The 22,959-nt window shown below is 46.4% G+C and carries 25 protein-coding genes; 18 read left to right on the top strand and 7 right to left on the bottom strand.

Annotated elements, in window-relative coordinates:
• The first annotated feature begins 114 nt into the window (after positions 1-114).
• The 9 genes from QNO02_RS08460 (at position 115) to QNO02_RS08500 (ending at position 5,729) form a co-directional block, all read left to right on the top strand.
• Positions 115-696: a DJ-1/PfpI family protein gene (locus tag QNO02_RS08460; protein WP_289391815.1), complete on the top strand. Its 582-nt coding sequence runs from the start codon at positions 115-117 to the stop codon at positions 694-696.
• Positions 693-1,271, top strand: a complete 579-nt coding sequence (locus tag QNO02_RS08465) for a GNAT family N-acetyltransferase (protein WP_289391816.1) — start codon at positions 693-695, stop codon at positions 1,269-1,271. The genes QNO02_RS08460 and QNO02_RS08465 overlap by 4 nt, the downstream gene beginning before the upstream one ends.
• Complete coding sequence (locus tag QNO02_RS08470) at positions 1,268-2,152, top strand: serine/threonine-protein kinase (RefSeq protein ID WP_289391817.1); 885 nt, start codon at positions 1,268-1,270, stop codon at positions 2,150-2,152. The genes QNO02_RS08465 and QNO02_RS08470 overlap by 4 nt, the downstream gene beginning before the upstream one ends.
• Positions 2,153-2,244: 92 nt before the next feature.
• Positions 2,245-2,613, top strand: a complete 369-nt coding sequence (locus QNO02_RS08475; protein WP_249911294.1) for a hypothetical protein — start codon at positions 2,245-2,247, stop codon at positions 2,611-2,613.
• A 59-nt stretch (positions 2,614-2,672) separates the two neighbouring features.
• Positions 2,673-3,332, top strand: coding sequence for a GNAT family N-acetyltransferase (locus tag QNO02_RS08480; RefSeq protein WP_249911293.1), 660 nt, complete (start codon positions 2,673-2,675; stop codon positions 3,330-3,332).
• Complete coding sequence (locus tag QNO02_RS08485; RefSeq protein WP_249911292.1) at positions 3,332-3,802, top strand: GNAT family N-acetyltransferase; 471 nt, start codon at positions 3,332-3,334, stop codon at positions 3,800-3,802. The genes QNO02_RS08480 and QNO02_RS08485 overlap by 1 nt, the downstream gene beginning before the upstream one ends.
• A gap of 65 nt (positions 3,803-3,867) precedes the next feature.
• Complete coding sequence (locus QNO02_RS08490; protein ID WP_289391818.1) at positions 3,868-4,254, top strand: hypothetical protein; 387 nt, start codon at positions 3,868-3,870, stop codon at positions 4,252-4,254.
• Between the two features lie 116 nt (positions 4,255-4,370).
• Positions 4,371-5,153 (top strand): glutamate racemase, encoded by a 783-nt coding sequence (murI, locus tag QNO02_RS08495; RefSeq protein ID WP_289391819.1) that lies wholly within the window; start codon positions 4,371-4,373, stop codon positions 5,151-5,153.
• Positions 5,154-5,177: 24 nt separating this feature from the next.
• Positions 5,178-5,729, top strand: coding sequence for a histidine phosphatase family protein (locus QNO02_RS08500; RefSeq protein WP_091032896.1), 552 nt, complete (start codon positions 5,178-5,180; stop codon positions 5,727-5,729).
• Positions 5,730-5,798: 69 nt separating this feature from the next.
• On the opposite strand, the gene QNO02_RS08505 is transcribed toward QNO02_RS08500, so the two are convergent.
• On the bottom strand, positions 5,799-6,161 hold the full coding sequence (locus QNO02_RS08505; protein ID WP_017689687.1) for a DUF423 domain-containing protein: 363 nt from the start codon (positions 6,159-6,161) through the stop codon (positions 5,799-5,801).
• A gap of 64 nt (positions 6,162-6,225) precedes the next feature.
• Positions 6,226-7,155: a type I pantothenate kinase gene (gene coaA / locus QNO02_RS08510; protein WP_062833405.1), complete on the bottom strand. Its 930-nt coding sequence runs from the start codon at positions 7,153-7,155 to the stop codon at positions 6,226-6,228.
• 194 nt (positions 7,156-7,349) lie between these two features.
• Here coaA and QNO02_RS08515 point away from each other — a divergent pair, with 194 nt between their 5' ends.
• The 7 genes from QNO02_RS08515 to odhB all read left to right on the top strand — a co-directional run bounded on the left by QNO02_RS08515 (position 7,350) and on the right by odhB (position 15,238).
• Positions 7,350-8,138, top strand: coding sequence for a DUF3891 family protein (locus tag QNO02_RS08515; protein WP_289391820.1), 789 nt, complete (start codon positions 7,350-7,352; stop codon positions 8,136-8,138).
• A 237-nt stretch (positions 8,139-8,375) separates the two neighbouring features.
• Positions 8,376-8,885 (top strand): 8-oxo-dGTP diphosphatase, encoded by a 510-nt coding sequence (locus QNO02_RS08520; RefSeq protein WP_289391821.1) that lies wholly within the window; start codon positions 8,376-8,378, stop codon positions 8,883-8,885.
• A 27-nt stretch (positions 8,886-8,912) separates the two neighbouring features.
• Positions 8,913-9,278, top strand: a complete 366-nt coding sequence (locus QNO02_RS08525; RefSeq protein ID WP_289391822.1) for a YybH family protein — start codon at positions 8,913-8,915, stop codon at positions 9,276-9,278.
• Positions 9,279-9,521: 243 nt separating this feature from the next.
• A complete protein-coding gene (locus QNO02_RS08530) occupies positions 9,522-10,019 on the top strand; it encodes a GNAT family N-acetyltransferase (protein ID WP_036610208.1) in 498 nt (165 codons plus the stop codon).
• On the top strand, positions 10,020-10,454 hold the full coding sequence (locus tag QNO02_RS08535) for an NUDIX domain-containing protein (protein ID WP_133384113.1): 435 nt from the start codon (positions 10,020-10,022) through the stop codon (positions 10,452-10,454).
• Between the two features lie 633 nt (positions 10,455-11,087).
• Positions 11,088-13,961 carry a 2-oxoglutarate dehydrogenase E1 component gene (locus QNO02_RS08540; protein ID WP_289391823.1) on the top strand — a complete coding sequence of 958 codons (2,874 nt, stop codon included), beginning with the start codon at positions 11,088-11,090 and terminating at the stop codon, positions 13,959-13,961.
• A 5-nt stretch (positions 13,962-13,966) separates the two neighbouring features.
• Positions 13,967-15,238 carry a 2-oxoglutarate dehydrogenase complex dihydrolipoyllysine-residue succinyltransferase gene (gene odhB, locus QNO02_RS08545; protein ID WP_289391824.1) on the top strand — a complete coding sequence of 424 codons (1,272 nt, stop codon included), beginning with the start codon at positions 13,967-13,969 and terminating at the stop codon, positions 15,236-15,238.
• Positions 15,239-15,372: 134 nt separating this feature from the next.
• On the opposite strand, the gene QNO02_RS08550 is transcribed toward odhB, so the two are convergent.
• The 4 genes from QNO02_RS08550 to mnmL all read right to left on the bottom strand — a co-directional run bounded on the left by QNO02_RS08550 (position 15,373) and on the right by mnmL (position 19,100).
• Positions 15,373-16,353 (bottom strand): alpha/beta fold hydrolase, encoded by a 981-nt coding sequence (locus tag QNO02_RS08550; RefSeq protein ID WP_289391825.1) that lies wholly within the window; start codon positions 16,351-16,353, stop codon positions 15,373-15,375.
• 41 nt (positions 16,354-16,394) lie between these two features.
• Positions 16,395-17,372, bottom strand: a complete 978-nt coding sequence (locus QNO02_RS08555; protein WP_289391826.1) for a type I phosphomannose isomerase catalytic subunit — start codon at positions 17,370-17,372, stop codon at positions 16,395-16,397.
• A gap of 189 nt (positions 17,373-17,561) precedes the next feature.
• Positions 17,562-18,146, bottom strand: a complete 585-nt coding sequence (gene mnmM / locus QNO02_RS08560) for a tRNA 5-(aminomethyl)-2-thiouridylate-methyltransferase MnmM (RefSeq protein WP_289391827.1) — start codon at positions 18,144-18,146, stop codon at positions 17,562-17,564.
• Positions 18,147-19,100, bottom strand: coding sequence for a tRNA modification radical SAM protein MnmL/YtqA (gene mnmL / locus QNO02_RS08565; protein ID WP_036610193.1), 954 nt, complete (start codon positions 19,098-19,100; stop codon positions 18,147-18,149).
• Positions 19,101-19,418: 318 nt separating this feature from the next.
• On the opposite strand from mnmL, the gene QNO02_RS08570 reads away from it, so the two are divergent.
• Complete coding sequence (locus QNO02_RS08570) at positions 19,419-19,619, top strand: hypothetical protein (RefSeq protein WP_036610190.1); 201 nt, start codon at positions 19,419-19,421, stop codon at positions 19,617-19,619.
• 152 nt (positions 19,620-19,771) lie between these two features.
• Positions 19,772-20,527, top strand: coding sequence for a tRNA (guanosine(46)-N7)-methyltransferase TrmB (trmB, locus tag QNO02_RS08575; RefSeq protein ID WP_091032872.1), 756 nt, complete (start codon positions 19,772-19,774; stop codon positions 20,525-20,527).
• Between the two features lie 130 nt (positions 20,528-20,657).
• On the opposite strand, the gene QNO02_RS08580 is transcribed toward trmB, so the two are convergent.
• A complete protein-coding gene (locus QNO02_RS08580) occupies positions 20,658-22,910 on the bottom strand; it encodes an AraC family transcriptional regulator (protein ID WP_249911284.1) in 2,253 nt (750 codons plus the stop codon).
• Positions 22,911-22,959: the final 49 nt, after the last annotated feature.

The raw sequence follows: 22,959 nt of genomic DNA on the forward strand, positions 1-22,959 counted from the left end.
TCTTTCGAATCAACAGCAAGCTGCCGGAACGTGATTGGGTGAAGGAAGCGATGGAACGGGATCGGAATGAGAAACTTAATCAGGATGCTCCAAATTAAAACGCGGAGGTTACCAATGAAAATTGCATTCGTTTTGTTTGATGGACTGACTTTCCTTGATTTTGCAGGGTTTTATGATGTGATCAATCGGTTGAATTTCTTTGAACCAACCAAAGGAACGACGTGGGAAACCTGTGCCATGACAGATCAGGTCACGGATGAGTCAGGTTTAACGATGAAGGTGGATCGAGTGAAGCCTGACCTATCGGAATATGATCTCGTGTTCATCCCCGGGGGCATGGGAACGCGCAAGCTTCGATATGACGAGGCATTTGTAGGTTGGCTGAGACAGGCTGCGTCTGTACCTTTGAAGGTTTCGGTGTGCACAGGATCTCTGCTGCTGGGTGCAGCTGGTTTTTTATCCAGCAAAAAAGCAACAACACATCCCCGTGCATATAATTTGCTTGAGCCGTATGTCACCGAGGTGATTCAGAAGCGGATTGTAAAAGATGGAAATGTAATTACGGCTGGTGGAGTAGCCACGTCCATTGACCTGGGGATTTATGTTGTTGGGTTGCTTGCAGGACAGGAAGCGGCAGCGAATGTAAAACTTCAGATCGATTATCCTTATGAAATGCAGGGAGTGGTCGAAGAATGAACGAAGATCGAAAGCAAGAGACATATATCATTCGCAATATTCAGCGGGATGAAGCAGACATTTACTGGCCTTTGCGACTGGAAGCACTGAAAACACATCCTGAAGCCTTTGGGGCTTCGTTCGAGTTGTCCATTCAACTCCCCATGAGTGAAGTGCAGGAGCGCATACATAATGAACCGGATGATTATATTCTGGGCGCATATACAGAAGAAGGAACTTTGGCGGGAATGATGGGTTTCAAAAGGGAACACGGCCTGAAACTCAGGCACAAAGGCATGATCTGGGGCGTCTATGTTGCTCCGCCATATCGGGGAAGTGGGCTGGCTTCGCGCTTGCTCCGCGAGGTGCTGGATCGGGGAAGACATCTGGCAGGTATCAAGCAGATTAATCTGAGTGTAGTGACAACAAATGAATCAGCCCGACGTTTATATGAGCGATATGGATTTGAAGTTTACGGAATCGAGCGTAACGCATTGGAAGTCTGCGGTCAGGGATATGATGAGGCGCATATGAATTACTTTTATACAGAGCCCTCAAGATTGGATGATGATATCACCACAGGAGGAGTCCGATGACAGATCATGTTGAACTTGAGATCGATGGTGTTTCCTTTGTCTTAAAAGAGTCTCATTCTTTCGATTGGTTACGGCCCTTGGGTACGGTCTTTCGCGTATTCGATCAGCAAGATTCAGGGAATCTCTCCTTCGGTATTGTGCAAAAGGATGGAAAGAGATTGTTTGTAAAGTATGCGGGAGCACATACAATTCATGCGAATCATACGGGAAGTCCCCCGGAAGCCATTAGTAATCTGAAATCATCTGTTTCCGTTTACGAAGATTTGGCGCATGACACGTTGATTCGACTAACGGATCATTTTGCAACGGATGAGGGTTATACCTGTGTATTCGATTGGGTGGATGGGGAGTGTCTGCACTCCCACTGGTATTTTCCACCTCCTGCCAAGTATGAAGATCCGCGTTCGCCCTATTATCGGTTCAGACAGCTTCCAGTGGAGACACGCATTCGGGCGATGGAACAGATTCTGGATTTTCATATCGAGGTGGAACGAAGAGGTTATGTGGCTGTAGATCTGTATGATGGCAGTCTGATCTATGATTTTGACAGAAACTTTATGAAAATTTGTGATATCGACTTGTATCGGAAGGGCTCTTTTACCAATACCATGGGTCGTATGTGGGGATCTTCCCGCTTTATGTCTCCCGAAGAGTTTGAGCTAGGCGCGCCCATAGATGTGGTTACCAATGTATTCAACATGGGGGCAACGGCTTTTGCGTTGCTTGGCGGGGAGAAAGATCGTTCCTATGCCAGATGGGATGCCGGAGAAGCGTTGTATCAGGTTGTGATGCGTGCAGTGAGCGATGATCGGTCCGAGCGGTACGCAACGATTGCGGAACTTGGTGAGGCCTGGAGACAAGCCGCGATTAAAGGTCAATAGTGAGTGGGTGGAATTTTCGCAAATATGCAAAATCCATTCGTATGTGTGTGTGAAATCCCGTATAATGGAAATTATTAAGGGGGGTGCAGACGATGTGTAGATATGCCATGTCAGGACCATATAAAGACATCTATGCATGTTTTAATTGTCGCAAATCATTTAAACAAGTTTCCAGACATGACCTAAGCCCTGAGGTGGTGGCACAACTTGAATATAAATGCCCCCAATGTGCCACGTCCATGGTTAGCATGGGACAGGATTTCCAGGCACCCAAGCAAAATGATACCAAACAATGGACCAAAGTGATGATGTTGTATCGTCATGGTTATACCTATCATAATTGCGGGTGCGGGGCTGGATATCGCCCGTCTGATTTACGTGAATTATCCGATTTTCTGGAGCAGCAGGAAGCTGGTAAAGGCAGTGTAGGCAAACGATTATTGCAAAGGTTAACTTCATAATTATGGTTCCAAAATCCAACCTGTCGTCTATGGAAATGTTGAAAATACAGGTGAGCACGTTGTATACAATCAATGAGCAGCAGCGTCTATTAAGCATTAACGAGCCGGGTGGTGGGCAGGCTCCAGCCATTTTTATTGGCATGACTTCTGCCGGTTCACTGATCTATTATCATGAGCAGTTACCGCCGGATCTAATGAATGAGTTGGGTAAGGATTTCGAGCTTCCGTTGGATATTCCAAAACTGATTCGCAAGGTGGAAACCTTTGAGCCAGTTAACCGTGTGTGGATGGGACCTGCCTATGCTTTTCCTGAGTTATCTCACGAGTGGAATCAGAAGGTTCAGTTGATTGGTGAGGAGCAGCGTTATTTGCTGGCAGAGCATTTCCCTGAATTAACAGATCACTTGCATGAAAAATGGCCTGTTGCCGCTTATGTTATTGGTGAATCTGCTGTGGCAGTGTGCTGCTCTGCAAGGCTCTCCGATTATGGGGCGGAAGCGAGTCTATATACGGCACCCGGTTATAGAGGACATGGATATGCAGCAGAGACGGTAAAATGCTGGCAGTATTATGTCAAGGAGCGTGGACGCATGCCAATCTATAGTACATCTTGGGATAATCTCGCTTCACAGCAAGTTGCCCATAAACTGGGATTAATTCAGTTCGGTGTGGATTTCAGTATCACAACTGTGGAGTTGAGGAAAGGCTGTGATGTCTGATGATCCGCACTTTCGTACAAAAGGATCTGCAGTATGTCATTGAAGCGCATATCCGAATCTATCGAAACGAGTATAATTATGATCATAGCTTTGCTGAATTTATCACGAATGCGGTGAATTCGTTTGGACTGACGGGTAATCACTTGAGGGAGATGTTGTGGATCGTTGAGTTGAATCAGTCAGCTTCCGGCTCCATAGGTCTTACTCAGGTGAATGAAAATACGGCTCAACTGCGCTGGTTTCTGATCGAACCGGAAGCACGTGGTGCAGGATGGGGCAGGAAGCTTATCGAACAGGCAGTTCTTTTTGCAAAAGAAAAAGGCTACACATCCGTGATCCTGTGGACCAATGAGTCTTTGATCGGCGCGCGTAGATTATATCAATCTGTGGGCTTTGAAGTGAAGGAAGTCCGCAAGCAGAAGTTGTCTGGTCAGGAGCTTACCGAAGAACAATGGGAACTTGTTCTGTAGTTGGCCGAGGGCTTGAGCATGAAAGCTGCATATTGCGTTAACTCGTTGTTGAAAGGAGTGTTACAGTGAATCGCAGAAGACTGATTCTGGGTTTGTTATCCGTATGCACAGCATTGATGGTAGTAGCATGTTCGACTCGGACAGAAGACCAAGCATTATCAGCAACCATTGAAAGCAAGTTGCAGCAGATGGTTAGCGACCCTGTCCTCCTGACCAGCAGTAATCCCAATGATTATATTGCTGGTAACCGGGAGGCTTACGAGGACATCCTGAGTACGGGTGAGGCGGGACTGTTTCTCCTGTTACAGCAGCTCGAATCCAGTCCGGATAACGGTCTCAAGGAATGGATCATGGCTCAGGCCAGTAATGAACTGCTTGGAGAGCATAACCCCGTAGAGGGGTGGCATAGTGGCAAGGACTGGCTCAGGCAGTATAAAATGAACATAGAATAATGGTTCATCATCCATAGTGTGTGATGAGCCGGAAGTACAAACCTCACCTCCAGTCAGCATGAGCAGCATTGAGAGGTTCTTGGAACCCGAAAGAATACATTATAGAGGTGAAATCCTTGACTAAAAAAATTGCTTTTTTTGATTCAGGCATCGGTGGTTTGACCGTTTTGCATCAGGCATTACAACAGTTTCCGGAAGAAAAATTTCTGTATTATGCGGATACTTTACATGTCCCGTATGGAACCAAGTCTGCGGATGAGGTTAGAGGACATATTTTTGATTGTGTGGAAGCCATCGTTCAGGAGGATGTCCAGGCAATCGTGATTGCTTGTAATACAGCAACAAGTCTGGCTGTGAAGGATCTGCGCGCCAAGTACGATATCCCGATCATTGGCATGGAGCCTGCGGTGAAACCAGCCGTGGAGATGAATCGTGATAGTGGTAAGAGAGTGCTTGTATTTGCCACGGCCCTCACCTTGGGCCAAACCAAGTATAACGAACTGGTATCGCGTGTTGATGATCACCACAGTGTGGATTCCATTGCGCTGCCGGAACTAGTGGAGTGGTGTGAACAGCTGGATTTTGATCCGGGCAAAATCGCTGATTATTTCCGGTTCAAGCTGGCAGATCTCGATCTTCATATGTATGGCACAGTGGTGCTTGGTTGCACGCATTATCCTTACTATACGTCCATTCTGCGCACGGTTCTGCCCGATCATATACAGATTATTGATGGCAGTACAGGTACGGTGAACCATCTGAAGCAGCGGCTTGGACTGGTGGCTCAACATGGAGACAGAACAGGGGAACAGGTCACTTTCCTCAGTTCATCAGGCCGACCGGAAGAGCAGGAGAAGATGTACAGTGCACTTCAATATCTTGAGATGAACTCCAAGTAGGTTACACCATAGGAGGTGATAGCTATGCAGTCCATTTATCTTATCCGTCACGCCAAGGCCACAGGGCAAGAACCCCATGCAGAGCTTACAGATGAAGGGATCAGGCAGGCTGAAAAACTTGCAGATATCCTGGCTCATCATTCCATAACGTATATTGTCTCCAGTCCATGGAAAAGGGCCGTTCAGACGGCTATGCCACTGGGCATAGCAATGCTGCAACATATACATACGGATGAACGTCTCCAGGAGAGGATACTTAGCTCTCTTGATCTGCCAAACTGGATGGATGTACTGAAACGTACATACGATGATGTGGATTGGGTGGAAGAAGGCGGGGAATCTTCGAGAAACGCGGCTGCAAGGGGGCTGGCACTACTGGAAGAGTTGTGGAGCAGACCGGAACAGCACGGGGCCGTGGTTACACATGGGAACTTGTTATCACTGCTTATTCGTGAGTATGAACCATCCTTTGGTTATGAAGAGTGGACCAAACTGTCTAACCCGGATGTGTATGTGCTGGAGCGACAACGGCCAGATGCAGGGCTATCCACCATTCGCAGAATCTGGACAGATTAAACAGCAAAAGAGTGCTCCAGCGATATTACATCAGCCAGAACACTCTTTTCGTTTATCCACGGGGCATATTTACAATGCGGCAATCATGATCATAACCCATCCAGCCAAAAATGCGACTCCGCCAAGTGGGGTAATGGCTCCCAATTTGCGAACCCCCGTTACACTTAAAGTGTACAGGCTGCCGGAGAACAGGATGATCCCGGCGAACATCAGCCATCCGGCAAGCATGACGAGTGAAGAGGATTCAAGACGGTCTGCCAGCAGTCCGATCAGGATGATGCCAAGTCCATGGATGAGGTGATATTGAACACCGGTTTCATAGATTTTGATCATGTCAGCGGATAGTTTGCGCTTGAGCGCGTGTGCACCAAAAGCACCCAATGCAACAGCCAGGAACATCATAATACTGCCGAGTATAATCAGGGTTTGCAATGTGTTTTTCTCTCCTTTTAAGGGTAATTAGATATAACATCAAAGTGTACTGCACGAGTGTTGTCTACAGTTTGCGCAATTGAATCTGTCCAATGGAGTGATCGGCTTCCTTTTTCAGAATCAGTCTGGCACGCCCTTTGGTTGGCAAAATGTTTTCATGCAGGTTTTTGGCATTGATATCCTGCCAGATCTGGTTGGCCGTACGCACGGTTTCCTCTTCATCGATATTGGCGAATCGTTGATGGAAAAAGGAATCCGTGTTCTGGAACGCTGTATTGCGGAGCAGCTTGAAACGCTCAACGTACCAGTGTCGTATATGCTCTTCTTCTGCATCTATGTAGATGGAAAAATCGAAGAAATCACTAACCAGCAAAGGCGTTTCCTTTTTGATCTGAAGTACATTGATACCTTCAATAATGAGAATATCGGGCTGACAGATCTGCTTCTCTTCCCCTTGAATGACATCGTAGGCGAGGTGAGAGTAGACGGGTGCTTTCACTTCGGGCTTGCCAGATTTCACATCACCCATGAACTGAATCAGGGATTTGATATCATAACTTTCCGGGAATCCCTTGCGGTTCATAATGCCCTTCTCTTGCAGCACGGCGTTGGGATATAAGAAACCGTCGGTTGTGACAAGGTCAACCTTCGGGCTGTTCTTGCCTCTGGCGAGCAGTGCCTGTAGCAAGCGGGCCGCTGTACTTTTGCCCACGGCAACACTTCCCCCGATTCCAATGATGTAGGGGGTGGGGAGAGCTTCTTTTTTCATAAAGGAGGCCGTCAGTCGATTCAGCTCTCGTGAAACTCTTGCATATAGGTCAATAAAGTGGGTAAGAGGCAAATATATATCTTCGACTTCTTGAATCGATACCTCTTCATTCAATCCCTTTAACTGTTCTAATTCGGCTTCCGTCAGTGGAAGAGTGGTCTGATGTTCTTTAAGTTCAGCCCATTCCTTGCGGTTAAACTCGATGTAAGGAGAGTATAAATTCATGAGATCCCGCTTTCTGTATGTAATATAATTGTGGACACAACCTTTAGTGTATCAAATTTCAGGAAACTGACAACACCTTTACATTGTGCATTTCATAATGTCTTTCGTCAAAATGGAGCGAAAACCAACTTATAGGAAAGTTTAACCCAATTTATGTTAAAGTCAACGTATACCATGCGGAAGGGTGACAGCACATGATCGTATATGAGAGAGAGCATGATTTTGTTTTGACCGCACAGCATGAGCATGGATTAGTAGCCGGAGAGATGGCTTCCCACTGGAAAAATGAATTACTAGCCGATGCTGGGCATCGGGATGAATTGATTCTAGCGGCCAAGGAACATGACCGTGGCTGGATTGAACTGGATTCATCTCCATTCTGGAATGATTACAGTCAATCGCCGTATTCGTTTCGTGATTTTCCATTGCGTCCGCGTTTTGTATTCTACCATAAAGGGATTGAAGAAGTTCGTCAGAAAAACCTCTACGCCGGATTATTGTGTAGCTTGATGTATACGGAACTGTTTCAGAAAAATCTGGGGGCCAATGCTCAGGATGATGATGACATCCGAGATTATCTGCAACAAGAACACGAACGTCAGCTGGATTGGGAGAAACAGCTTGGTGGTGATGCTGAAGCACTGAAACAGAGGTTGCAAAGTGATGTGGAGATCATGCTTTTCTGTGATCAGCTCAGTTTGTTTCTCTGTATGGAGGAACCTGGAACACCTGCTGCGCGTTATGATTTTTTTGCAGAAGGGCTCAGTTGTACGTTTGATGCCTGTTCCAGACAACCAATTCAGGCAGAGTGGTTATCCAATGAAAAAGTAGGCCTGTCTTTTTTCCCGTTTGATGAGGACTTTACGGTCGTTTTGCCTTATAAATCGGTGCCAAAGGCAAGTATCCGCAAATTTGGTATGCAACAGGCTTATCGCCGGGCTGAATGGAAGGAACGCCGGGCGTTGATTACGGAATTGAACTGAGAACTGGAAACTCCAAGCTTGAGTACAGAGCAGCATAGAATATCACAAAACAGGCGGGCTTCTATGTACAGGTGTACAGGGCGTCCGCCTTTCGTATGCATATATATCATCATAGACTATACTGTGAGACCGGTGAAAATTGCAATGAAACAGAGTGGGAATAAAGAAGGAAAACACAGGTTATTCCCAGAAATGTTAGTGTACAGCAGAGAAGAGCATGTTAGCAGGAGGACGAATATGGATACTAGAATTGAGATATTAACGATGTGTATGGTATGGGACAAAATGAATGATCAGGTGTTGCTAATGAATCGGCCGGATCGCAAAGGATTTCCGGGATACATCGCTCCTGGGGGGAAGGTAGACTTTCCGGAGAGTATCGTGGATGGTGCCGTGCGGGAGGTTCTGGAGGAGACGGGGCTAGCGGTCAATGAGATTACGTATAAAGGGCTTGATGAGTTCTGTGATCCCGAACAAGGATTGCGGTACATGGTATTTAACTATTTGGCGACTTCATTCGAGGGTCAGTTATTGCAAGATCCGCCCGAAGGCGAACTGTTATGGGTGCCTATGAAGCGGGTTTTTGAGCTGCCTATGCAGGATTGGTTTGCTGAACGTTTCCTGCGTTTTTTCCAAAAAGGCACTTTTGAGCGGAGCGTGATCTGGGAGAAGTCATCCGGACGTACGTTGCAAGAGACATTTATGGTGTATAGCGATTCGGTACTTGAACAGAGTGGGACCCGATAAGTTAAAACGTCAGAAGGAGGAAAAATCATGGGATACCAGCATGCCCTGCAAGGATACATTGCGGCGACAAATACACATCAGTTTGATGAAGTCAGTAAATGGTTATCGCCACAAGCCGTATATTGGTTTACGGGAACGTCCTGTACTACCCCTAACGAAATTCGGGCTTATTTTGAGAACGCTTGGGAGACAGTCAAGGAAGAAGTGTACAGTGCTGAAGATGTTAAGTGGATTACGACTAGCAAAGAGCAGGCCGTTTGTATTTATATCTACCACTGGAAGGGAATTTATCAGGGAGAGCCTGCTTATGGAAAGGGTCGGGCCACGAATGTATTTGTTGCTGGGTTTGATGGGGAATGGAAATTAATTCATGAGCATTTAAGCTTGGGTTAGGATATAAAATAATGCCTCATAATGTATCATCCATATCTATATATTTATATCCAAATATTATGATATAATGAAGTTTACTATTTTTATAGGAGATGACTAGTCTGTGGGTAATAGTGTGTGATTAATAGATTGAGTAAACTAGTTTGGCGAAATGAAGAATGATATATTTGTGGATTTGCCATACATAGGCTTCTGCAAACAGGACGTAAATGAATATTGTACGATGAAAAGGTGGAGATTGGCATGAAATTGTCGTTCCGGATTTTGGACTGGGAAGAAGAGAGACCCTACGAACTTTTATTGATGGCTGATCCTTCAAAAGCAATTGTAGATGAGTACCTGAGTCGGGGTGTTTGTTTTATTGCCGAGTATGAAGGAGAGATGGTTGGGGAGTTCGTATTGTTGAAGACTCGTCCGGAGACTGCGGAGATTGTTAATATTGCCGTACAGGAAGAACTGCAGGGTCAAGGTGTAGGCAAACACATGATTAAGGAAGCGATGGAAGCTGCACGTAGACTGGGATGTCGAATTCTAGAGATTGGGACAGGCAACTCCAGCTTTCATCAATTGAAGTTATACCAACGTTGCGGTTTCCGCATTATCGGGGTTGATCGTGACTTCTTTGTGAGGCATTATGAGGAAGAGATTATAGAGGATGGTATCCGCTGTGTGGATATGATCCGTATGGCCATAGATCTGGATGCTGTTACAGAGGATGAAAACGAAAGGAAGAGCCCTTAAGTGAATCGGCATACACATATTGGGGTATATGGCTTGGTCGCTTGGGAGGACCAATTCCTGTTGATTCATAAGGCTCGCGGAGCATATCAGGGGCAATGGGATTTACCAGGCGGAAGGCTGGAATTTGGCGAGCAGCCAGAGACTGCTCTTCATCGTGAGATTGAAGAAGAGACGGGCCTGACCCATCTACAAGTGATGATTCGTTCTGCGGAGTCTACGGTACTGGAATGGGTGTATCAAGGTGAGCCGGAAGAGCTGCACCATATCGGGATGTTGTATGATGTTGTTTTGACCACAGCCAGTCAGCCGGATCATATCAAAAAAGAACCCGATGGTGAAGATTCGCTGGGCGCGGACTGGTTTACACTGGAGCAGGTTAGAGATCTTTCCTTAACGCCGTTTGCAGAGTATATGATTAACCAAAGTACATCTTGATGCGCATCCTCAACTTTATTGTTAACTTAAATTTGCTGAATCCAAAGAAGCTGCTCGGATAATTTATGTCTGGGCCAGCTTTTTCAGTTGGTCTCCTGAAGAAAACCCCAATTATTTGTTGAATGTGACGTCAAATGGTTAATGTTTAACTTGACGGTTTGTTTTTGAACATAATGGACCACAATTCAATTAAGGAGGTAAAATGGGAGATCGTATGCCTATTTTGTTGTAATTAAGCGTTCGTTGTTCTGCTCAAATTGATCGATTTATTCGATTCATCTAATTTATGCATCAATTGAACTAAAAATAGGAAATGCTCCTGAGCGTAAAAGTTTATAGAATAGATATTAGAACATGGACTTCACTTGAAGAAGAGGAGAAAGTGTAACCTTCGAACGGATCAGGACAGTATTCGACATCTGTGCGACGGTATATACAATCATTGTTTTACTTTGATTTTGAAAACGCAGACAAACCTTGACGGGAGCGTCGGACTAACGTTACTACCACCAACAGCACGATTATTGGACTTCATGAAAAATTTCGCTTAAAATGTTGAACGAACGCAAATTACGGCTTAGTCAATGATTTCCGTCAAAAACTTATGACTAAATCAAGACGGAGGGAACGTCGATGACGATCGTGGAAGGCAACAAGAAGCCCTGGGAAAGTTACTATGGCCCCAATATGGGATACGTACAGGAACAATATGAATTATTCACTCAAGACCCTGGTTCGGTTACACCAGCTTATCGTGAACTATTTGAACAATGGGGTGCACCGCCAATGTCTGGCACGGATGCACGCACAAACTTGAATTCCGGCAACGCCCAATCGGCTTCCGGAAGCGTAGACATTCAACTATTACAGAAAGCGGTTACAGCGGGTAAACTGGTATGGAACATCCGTACCTATGGTCATCTTGCTGCAGATATAGATCCGCTTGGAATCAGTGAAGATACAGACACATCTTTGCTGGAACCTCAGCATTTTGAATTAAACGAAGAAGATCTGAAAGCTTTGCCTGCTTCCCTGATCTGGGAAGGTGCAGATGGGCAGACAGCAACCGGATGGGATGCAATCCAACGTTTGCGTCAGATATACACTGGACCCATGGCCTACGAATTCAGTCATGTGCACGAAGTTCAAGAGCGTGAGTGGCTGAATCGTCGTGCGGAATCCCGGACATCACCGGCTCCGCTTACGCCGAAAGAACGTAAGGCTTTGCTGGAACGTTTGGTTGAAGTTGAGCAATTTGAAGATTATCTTCACAAAACATTTGTTGGGCAGAAACGTTTCTCCATCGAAGGTAACGATGTGCTTGTGCCGATGCTGGATGAAGCTGTTCGCATCATGGCAGAAGCCGGATCAAGCCACATTCTGATGGGTATGGCACACCGTGGACGGTTAAATGTACTGGCTCATGTTTTGGGCAAACCGTACAGCAAAATTTTCTCTGAATTTCATCATGCTCCGAACAAAGATTTGGTTCCATCGGAAGGTTCGACTGGAATCAACTACGGTTGGACGGGGGATGTCAAATATCATATGGGTGCCAACCGTTTTGTGAAAGACGGGGAAACTGTACAGGCACGTCTTACTCTGGCGAATAACCCGAGCCATCTGGAATACGTCAATCCGGTTGTACAAGGGTTTGCACGTGCGGCTCAGGATGACCGTCGTGACCCAGGATATCCGAAGCAGGACGTGACGAAGGCAGCTACCATTTTGATGCACGGTGATGCAGCATTCCCTGGAGAAGGGATCGTTGCAGAGACGCTTAACTTCAAAGCTCTGCCAGGATATCAGAATGGCGGAACCATCCATATTATCGTCAACAATCGTCTGGGCTTCACTACAGATAGCGGTGATTCCCGTTCAACGTACTACGCAAGTGACCTTGCTAAAGGGTACGAAATTCCGATTGTACACGTGAATGCGGACAATCCGGAGGCTTGTATTGCAGCCATTCGTATGGCAGCAGAGTATCGCAATCGTTTCAAAAAGGATTTCCTGATCGACTTGATTGGTTACCGTCGTTACGGCCATAATGAAACCGATGATCCCGAAACAACTCAACCTATCGTGTATGACAAGGTGAAAAACCATCCAACGGTAAGTCACTTGTATCAGGATCAGTTGAAACAGGAATCGGTTATCGATGATGCGTCCATTACGAGCATTCGCGATGGAGTAACGAACAAATTAAAAGAAGCTTATGACCAGATGAAGAAAAACGAAGTACATGAATATTACCAACGGAAAATCAGTGAGCCGGAGGCTGTTACGATTACTCCGACTGCGGTACCACTGGAGAATCTGCGCAGCATTAATGCCGATCTGCTGAAATGGCCTGAGAACTTCAACGTGTATCCGAAGTTACAGCGAATTTTGCAACGCCGGAGCACTTCCCTGAACGAAGGGGAAAAAGTGGATTGGAGCCTTGCGGAGACACTCGCATTTGCAACCATTCTGGCAGATGGCAAGCCAATTCGGATTAGTGGACAGGATGCAGAGCGTGCAACATTCGCTCATCGGAATCTGGTGTTGCATGATTCGGAGAATGGAGCAAAGTTCTGCCCATTACATCACTTGCCACAGGCAAGAGCATCCTTTGCAATCTATAACAGTCCGTTGTCTGAAGAATCCGTTGTTGGATTCGAATACGGATATAACGTATATTCACCCGATACATTGGTCATCTGGGAAGCTCAATTCGGTGACTTTGCCAACTGTGCACAAGTTATCTTTGACCAGTTTGTATCAGCGGGGCGTGCCAAATGGTCTCAAAAATCCAGTCTGGTCATGTTGCTTCCACATGCGAATGAGGGTCAGGGACCTGAGCATACAAGTGCTCGCCTTGAACGCTTCCTGCAGCTTTGTGCAGAAGACAACATGACGGTTGCCAACTTGTCGAGTGCATCTCAGTACTTCCACTTAATGCGTCGACAAGCTTCGTTGACTGAAACCGAAGATGCTCGTCCACTTGTGATGATGTCACCGAAAAGTCTCATTCGGAATCCGCGTGTTGCTTCACCGGCAGTCGAATTCAGCGAAGGCAAGTTTGAGCTTGTGCTGGAGCAAGCTGGACTGGGTACACAGCCGGATCGCGTAGAGCGCATTATTTTGTGCAGTGGCAAGATTGCCATTGACCTGGAAGATGCTTTTGAAAAAGATAAAGCAGATTGGTCATGGCTTCACATCATTCGAGTGGAACAGCTATATCCGTTCCCGGCAGAAGAGATCAAACGTATACTCGCACGTTTCAGCAATGTAAAAGAACTGGTATGGGTACAGGAAGAAAACAAAAACATGGGTGCCTGGACATACATGGAGCCTCGTCTTCGTGAAGTTGCCCCGGAAGGCACAACCGTTAGATACGAAGGTCGCCCGGAACACGCAAGTCCTTCCAGCGGTTATCAGCTTGTGCATAGTATGGAACAGCAACAGATTATTACATCTGCGTTGAAACAAACGACGAAGAATAATATTCCACTGGGGAGGTAACAGCTGTGAGTGAAATTAAAGTACCTGCAATGGGTGAGTCAATAACTGAGGGAACTGTATCCAGATGGATGGTTAAAGAAGGGGATACCGTTAATCAGGGTGATGTGCTTCTCGAACTGGAAACGGATAAAGTAAATATTGAGATCAGCGCAGAAGAAAGTGGCGTGCTGGAGAAGATCATTCGTCAGGAAGGAGAGACGGTCGAGATCGGTGAAACGATCGGTACACTCTCAGCTGGTTCTGGAGGAGGAAGCGGTGCACCCGCTTCCGAACCAGCAGCTGAAGAGAAAAAGGCCGTTACTCCTGCACCTGAAGCTCCAACACCACCACCAGCACCTGTTGCGGCAGCACCGGAGTCATCCGATAGTGCCAAGACGGCTTCACCGTCTGCTCGTAAGCTTGCACGTGAACGTGGTATCGAGTTGGATCAGGTTCAGAGCAAAGATCCGATTGGACGGGTATACCAGGATGATGTGAAGAGCCATAACAATCAGGCGTCTGCTCCTGCTGCTCCACCTGCGAGTAAAGCTCCAGCAGCACCAAGTGCTCCGGCAGCTGGAAGTTCTACCTATACCAAACCAGTAGAGCGTCAGCGGATGTCTCGCCGCCGTGCGACCATTGCCAAACGTCTGGTAGAGGCTCAGCAGACAGCAGCCATGTTGACTACGTTTAATGAAGTTGATATGACTGCGATCATGGATGTGCGTAAACGCCGTAAGGACAAGTTCAAAGAGAAACATGAGATCAACCTGGGCTTCATGTCCTTCTTCACCAAGGCGGTTGTGGGAGCTTTGAAAAAATTCCCTACAATTAACGCAGAGATTGATGGCGAAGATGTTGTGCTCAAAAAGTATTATGATATCGGCATTGCCGTATCTGCGAAGGAAGGACTGGTTGTACCGGTTGTGCGTGATGCCGATCGTCTGGGCTTTGCCGAGATCGAGAAGAGCATTGCGGACCTGGCATCCAAAGCTCGTTCCAACACGCTGGCGTTATCTGATCTGCAAGGTGGAACGTTCACCATCACCAATGGTGGAACATTTGGCTCCTTGTTGTCTACGCCAATTCTGAATACACCTCAAGTGGGTATTCTGGGGATGCATAAGATCCAGCTTCGTCCAGTGGCGATTGATGCAGAGCGGATGGAGAACCGTCCAATGATGTACATCGCGTTGTCCTACGATCACCGGATTATCGACGGTAGTGAAGCTGTACGTTTCCTTGTGACCGTGAAAGAACTGCTTGAAGACCCGGAATCCCTGTTAATTGAAGGTTAATCCATAAAGCTTGTTTATAGCTATTATTCATATCGCTTAACAAGAATACCCCTGAACTGGAGTGCAGCGTGAGCTGCACATCCGATTCAGGGGTTTCTTTTGCTGTTGCTCTTGGTATGTTGCCTCCGACTCTATTATATAGAGTCAGCCGTCTCAGTAGGGTTCAACGGACTAGGGTGTGTATTCGAGCCAGGGGTATTCCGCTCTAGCCAGTTCACAACGTGCTGAGCCACTTCTGTTCGGTTGATCTCATGCAGCATTTCATGGCGTCCATCCGGATACAGGCGATACTCAATATTCTCCAGTTGAAGCTTCTTATACTGGGAGACCAGATTAAGAACGCCTTTGCCATGAAGTCCGACAGGGTCCTTCTCACCTGAGAACAGGTATACGGGTTTGTGTTTGGGTATGCGCTCCATATTGTGTGGAAGATGGACTTCAAGCAGCAATTTGAAGAAGTCGCGGAAAAAGCCTGCTGTACAGACTGCTCCACACAGGGGATCATCAATGAATCGCTGAACCTCTTGTGAGTCCCGGGACAACCAATCAAACGGTGTCGCCGCAGGGCGGAAAGAGCGGTTGAATCCACCAAATACAATCGCGTTGAGCAACATGCTGGGATGAGTAGCCCCCTGAATGCCGCATTGCAAAAAGGCGAGCTTCTCTCCAAACCGGAGCAGACCACGTCTGCCGTTTGTCCCGGATAAAATAAAGGCATGGTACTGCTCATGACCAGCGTACATGAGATGTTGTACCAAGAATGAGCCCATGCTATGTCCCATTAGAAACAGAGGCACCCCAGGATTCTCCTTGGCGGCTACTTCGCCCAGATTGATCATATCACTCGCCATCCAGCGGAAGGCATCGATACCAGCATTACCAAGCAACTTGGCATTCTCCACAGTTTTGCCATGACCCCGATGGTCATTGGCATAAACCGCATAGCCATTTTGGGTAAGAATGTCGGCAAATTCGGCATATCGGGCTGCCGTCTCGCCCATGCCATGTGCAATTTGCACTACACCTTTAACGTTGCATTCCGGATCGGGAAGCCAGCGGTACACATGAATACGGGTACCTTCACTAGCGACCAAGGCAAAGGTAGATTCCTGCATCTCGTGTAATTCCTCCTTCACAGGTTACATATAAGCTTGATTTATGGCAGATAAGAGCGAAGAACAGTGGTATTTCCATCTAATGTATAAGAACCCAGATTGGCTGGCAAGAGATAACATTGTCCAGCTTTCAATTCAATACTGTCTGATTCAGCATGTGCCCACTCCAAAGTTCCTTCTCCTTCACAGACAACGAGAATCGTGAAGCTGTCAGGATTGGTGGAGAGTTCCCACCGTTCAGTCACAATCCCTTTTTCCACCACAAAATAAGGGCATTCCGCAAGCTTGAGCCATTCACCAGGAGTAGCGTTATTTGTTTTCATCGTTGAGGCACCTGCGCCCTCATAGGCGGTGACATTTAAGGAGTCTTCAACATGCAACTCGCGTGGTTTTCCATCCAGCCCTGGACGATTGTAATCGTATATCCGGTACGTCGTATCCGAGTTTTGCTGAATCTCAGCAACAACGACACCTGCACAGAGCGCATGTACTGTTCCGGCAGGGATAAAGAACGTATCACCAGCTTCAACAGGTACCTGACGAAGGGTATCCATCACCGTGCCGTTTTCCAATGCTTCTTTTAATGTTGCCCGATCAACGCCTTCATTCAAGCCATAGATGATATGTGCGCCCGGTTTTGCGTCGAGTACATACCACATTTCTGTTTTGCCAAGCTCGCCAGGAGGAAGTGCCTCATACTCGTCTGTTGGATGAACCTGAACGGACAGGTCATCGTTGCAGTCAAGCAGCTTAATCAGAAGGGGGAAACGGCCGCCTTTTTCGGAAACGCCTTTGGTTCCAAGCCATTCGGTGCCCAGTTGTTCACGAACTTCATCCAGACCCTTGCCAGCAAGTGCTCCATTTAATACCTTGGTTGTACCGTTTGGATGATCCGCAATCATCCATCCTTCTCCGATATGTCCTTCAGGGGGAGTAAGGCCGAATTGCTCCAGCGCACGACCGCCCCACACACGTTCTTTGAATTCAGGTTGGAATTGTAATGGGTATGGCGTAGACATCAGTAATCTCTCCTCTAGTATATGAAGTGGTGGATCGCTTTAATCAGTCATGGGCATGTAGTCGCCATGAGCAAACAAGTGAATACGTTTGCATATGTAGATGTAGAACACAGATCGCAGTAAGAAGAAGCCGTTAAAAGATCGTTTTGCGATTGTGTCTAGTTTATTGTATTTGGTGAACAAAGGAAATTATTTTTTCTCGATTCCGATCAGAAAAGGAGAAGTTTCTCGCTGCAATTGGCGATACATCACAACCTGTGCCTGTTCCACCGACAGGGCAGAGGACCATTCCAATACGGCTGCTGCTTCCTGTTCCCCTCCGTCATGACCGGGGTAGAGCACAACCGTAATGATGCCGCGAGGGCGTAATAAAGCGAGTGCAGCCTCAAGTGCAGCGATCGTGCTGTCTGTCTCGGTGATGATGGAGGAATCTGCACTTTCTGAAGGCAGGTACCCCAGATTAAACATTACTGCACCAACCACACCAAGCCATGACTCAGGCACCGCTTCTACCATTCGATCATGGCTGAGTTGAAGCATGGAGATGGAGCCAAGCTTGGCTTCGTCGTTTTGTTTTCGAATCCGGGCCTGTGCCAGCGTGAGGGCTTCACTTTGAATATCGAATCCAATGACTTGACCACGCCTGCCTACTTGTTGTGCCAAAAATAGTGTGTCTGCTCCTGTACCAACCGTTGCATCTATGGCTAAATCACCTGGCTGCAGACGGGAAGCAATCCACTGATGTGCACAGCTGAGAACCGAAAGAAAGCCCATCTATGCTCGCCTCCAATACTTACCTTGCCATGAATCCCGCTCTCGCAGCTCACGATCAATGGAGTTCAAAACTTCCCATTTGTTCATGGACCACATCGGTCCAATCAGCAGATCACGCGGTGCGTCGCCTGTAAGGCGGTGTACGATCATTTCCGGTGGAAGCATCTCCAGTGTATCTACGATCAGCTTGATATACTCGTCCTGATCCAGAAAACGTAAAAGACCAGCTTCGTATTGCTTCACCATCGGCGTTTTGCGCATCAGATGCAGCAGGTGAATCTTGATTCCCTGTACATCCATATTGGCAACTGCCCGTCCAGTGTCCAGCATCATCTCATGTGTCTCTTGAGGCAGACCATATATGATATGTGTACACACACGTATATTCCGTTTGCGCAGTTTCTCAACGGCTTCTTCGTAACACTTCGTGTCGTGCGCGCGATTGATCAATGTTGATGTGGAATCATGGATGGTTTGAAGCCCCATCTCAACCCACAGGTAGGTGCGCTCGTTCAGTTCAGCCAAATAATCAACAACGTCATCTGGCAAACAGTCCGGGCGAGTGGCGATGGACAAACCAACAACACCGGGTTGCTCAAGAATTTCTTCAAAATATTCGCGCAGCTCCTCAACCGGAGCATACGTGTTCGTATAGGCTTGGAAGTAGCCAATATAATGGGCTGTAGGCCACTTGAGGTGCTGTTTATCTCGAATTGTATTGAATTGGGTGACCAGATCTTCACGTCTGCTGCCAGCAAAATCGCCTGATCCACGCGCACTGCAGAAGGTGCAACCACCTTTGGCAATGGAACCGTCACGGTTGGGACAGGTGAATCCAGCATCCAGCATCACTTTGAAAACCTTATTGTTAAATTGATCGCGCATCTCATAATTCCAGGTATGGAATCGTTTATCTCCCCACAACAGAGGGGACTGTAATGCAGGTGCATTCATCTTCAGGGTACTCCTTTGGCTGTCGAATTACAGTAATCATACGTGAACAAAAGAAGAAGCGCTATGCGATTTCCGTCATAGACGATTGATAGCGATTATAGGTGTCTTCATGAACTTTTATCATTGTATCAAAAAACTAAAAAAAAAGGGAATCGAAACGCAAAAATAGGCCGTAAAATCAAGGTTTTCTCCTTGCTATAGTTTACACATTATGTTATATTTAAATCAGCGTCAGACACCATCTAGTGGGTATTATTCATCATAGCATTTGAATCAAGATTGACGTCATGGACCATACTATACCGTGAGGTGATATGAATGAATTCCCAAGTTAAAAACAATGAATTGAATCATGTGTCTGTTGAATTGACAGCAGAAGAAGCACTGGCTTTAACAGGTGTTCGTTTTAATGGAAATCCGAAAGTGAAAGCGGCTGCAAGACAAAAAGTTCGCGATGCTTTCGAAAAGACATTTGATTTTTCACACCAAGATAAGGTAGACTATGAACTACTAAAGTAGTTGGACCCCAATTCCAAATAAATCGAAGAGGGAATCTTTGAGATTTGCCCAAAGTGGCAGATCCGAAGATTCCCTTTTCATTGCTCTTTACAATTTGCCAGTTCTTCGGCAAAATAAGTCTGAGACAAGTATGGGACAAACGGAGGAATAAAATGCGTTTACGTGGCAGAAAAGGGATAAGAGAAAATCTGGAGCAACAAGTTGATCTTGTTGTACTGGACCCCAAGCAACATAAAGGAAAATGGTCTGAACTGTTTGGCAATGATCACCCGATCTTCGTGGAATTTGGTATGGGTAAAGGTCAATTTATCAGCCAAATGAGTTTTAAATATCCGGAATTTAATTTCATCGGTATTGATATGTATGATGAACTGGTGCGTCGTGCCAGTGAGAAAGCTCGTAATGCGTGGAGTCAGGCTGATGTGGAGACACCCCCTAACCTGAAGCTTGCGCTGGCAAATATCGAACAGATCGAAGAAGTTTTTGAACCGGAAGAACTGGAGCGCATTTATTTGAACTTCAGTGACCCTTGGCCAAAAGCAAAGCATGCACGTCGTCGGTTGACGCACCCGCGCTTCCTGAAGAAATACACGGAATTGCTTAATCCCAAAGGTCAGATTCATTTCAAAACCGATTCGGAGACGCTGTTTGATTTCTCTCTCAATGCTATTGCCGACTTCGGCCTGCAAATGACCAATATTTCTTTGAATCTGCATCGTGATGGTTTGAATGAAGAACATGTGATGACGGAGTACGAGCAGAAATTCATGGGTAAAGGTATGAACATTCACCGGGTTGAAGTGATCGTGGGCGAAGAGGCCCTGCGTGAGTATCAGCAGACACGACTGGACAAGTATAAAGTTCGTGAAGCTTCTGATGAGTCCGGCGAAGATCAGGAACAGGAATAAATCGAAATTTAACTTAAACTCATTACAGAAGAGCGACACATGAGGTGAATGATTCATTCTCATAGGTCGCTCTTTTTTTTGCATTAACAATCGATGTGCAATACTCCATAAACTCAAGTCAGGGATGATTTCAAAAGTTCTCTGAATGAAACTCTTTGCGGCGATAATCGTTTGGTGTAACACCGTTGAACTTTTTGAACATGCGATAGAAATATGAACTGTTGGAGAATCCGGTTCTCTCGGCAATATCGGCAACGGAGTTTTCTGTCTCCACCAGCAGATGCTGGGCCTTGGCTATGCGGGTTTCGTTAATCACGTCCGTGAGCCCTTTCAGGGTGAGCTGCTTGTAGAGCCTGCTTACATAAATGGGCGACATGCCCAACTCATCTGCGATAGAAGTTAGACATAGATTGGGGTCCGCATAGTCCCGCTCAATAATGCCATTGATTTTACGAATCAACTCTTCGTGCTTAAGTGTACGTTTCTCCTCAACTTTGGAACCAAGCTCATCAAACATCCGATAGAAGTGTTCATGTACTTCACTGATGTCTTCCGCGTCTTTGACAGGCAGCATTAGACCATCCGAGACTGAATCAAGCGTGAGTTGATTATTCTTCTTGAGGGTATTTCGTACATGGTTCAGTGTCATCGTCAGATGGGATAAGGCTAGCTGGAAGACGGTAAACGGATATGCAGCTGTTTCGCCGACGATATCTGCATAGACTTGTTTTGCTTCTCGTGTCTTACCTGTCATTAAGTGATCGACAAGTTGTCTTTCCTTACCTGCTGGAAATGCGTACTCCTTGGTGTGATAAGCCATGATGTCAGCGGTATAGATCAGACAGCCTGGTCCCATGAACAAACGATGCAGTGAGGCTTCGGCTGATCTGGTGTAGGATGCAATACTGTCTTCCAATGAATCTTCTTCCGTGCCGATCGTACAGGAGATGGAGCATCTCAGATGGGTCATTACAGCTGCCTGCATCATTCGTAGCAGCTCTTCGATCCGGTTATGAGCAGGTTGCTCAAGTTCATGGCTTTCCGCTTTTTCATTGAAGATGAGTGTGATCAGATCACCGCCCATGTCCACAGCTTCTGCGTTGTAGTGGAGATCGGCTGTCTCAGTGCATATGTTCATCATGGCGTATTTTACAAGCTGGGTCTCATCACGGTACGTTTCGCAGAATTCGGTAAAATGGTCAATACGCAGCAATACCAGTCTGGATGCACGGTGAACATCAATGGAGGAGCCGTAGAACTTCATCCGTTCTTCCAGCATACCTCCAGTTACTGTTTCACGGCCCTGCAGCGCCCCCCGCAGAAAATCCTGCCGCAACAAGTGAAGACTGCCACGTCGCTCTGCTTCCATCACACGTAAACGAACAAGCACCTTATCAATAGGGTGATATAGTTTTCGGGACACAAGGTAAGAGAGCAGTAACCCTGCCAAGAGAAGTCCAACACAAAACAGAACGGTATGTGTGCGCATACTCCGTATATCTGAGGTAATCAGATCATAAGGTGTTATTCTCACATAACGCCAACCCAAGTCATCGGGAGCGGTATAGGTGATGAGAGATTTTTCTCCGTCGACCTTCTCGGTAAAGTAAGCTGACTGCTCCGTATCCTGCATAATTGGCTTCATAAAAGCTTCGCTGGAGAGATTTTTCATCAATGCACGGTCGCCAAAGTCAGATAAAAGGTCTCCATTCTCATTCACGATAAAGGTTTTGCCTGGTTGATCCACAGCATTCATATTCGGACTGAGCCAATCATCCTTGATATTAACGATGACAGCATAGTTTAGCTTCGCGTTATCATTAATCGTGTCATAACAGAGATAGGTGTAGCTGTTAACCTCTGTTGCTTCGGTAGACCCGACCTGATATGTACGCGGGATGGGCACAAAAGGTTTATAGTCATGGAAGCGTTGGAGGATGCTTGTAATCCCCTGATCATCGATCTCCGAGATGGACTGCTGCCCATTGCGCACGTTGGAACTGATGAAGAATTCATTACTTTTGGAGTTATATACATAGATGGATTCGATAAAGGGAAGGGACATACGGTAGTTGTCTAGCTGCTCCATCGCCGATGTGATCTCATAGATATTTGGTTTGGAATAAAGCAGTAATGAAGAGATGGTGTAGTCCTGATAGATCTGATATGACAATGATTTCGCAGTCTCGGTCATTTTCGCCACTTCACGGCTGGTTTGTGTAAGACTGTTCATATCTGTACGATACACCTGGCGAAGAGCAATCCGATTATAGTTGACGTACAAAATAGTAGAAGCCACAAGTAAGGTAGCGACGGTACTGATAATAATGCCGATCAGAATCCGTGTGAAGACCTTCTGACTGTCCTCTGAACGTTTACGCATTCTTCTTCCCCCTCGAACCTCCTGTTTTGGGTGAGCAGCATAGAATTTC

Source organism: Paenibacillus sp. PK1-4R (assembly GCF_030369595.1).
GTDB lineage: Bacteria > Bacillota > Bacilli > Paenibacillales > Paenibacillaceae > Paenibacillus.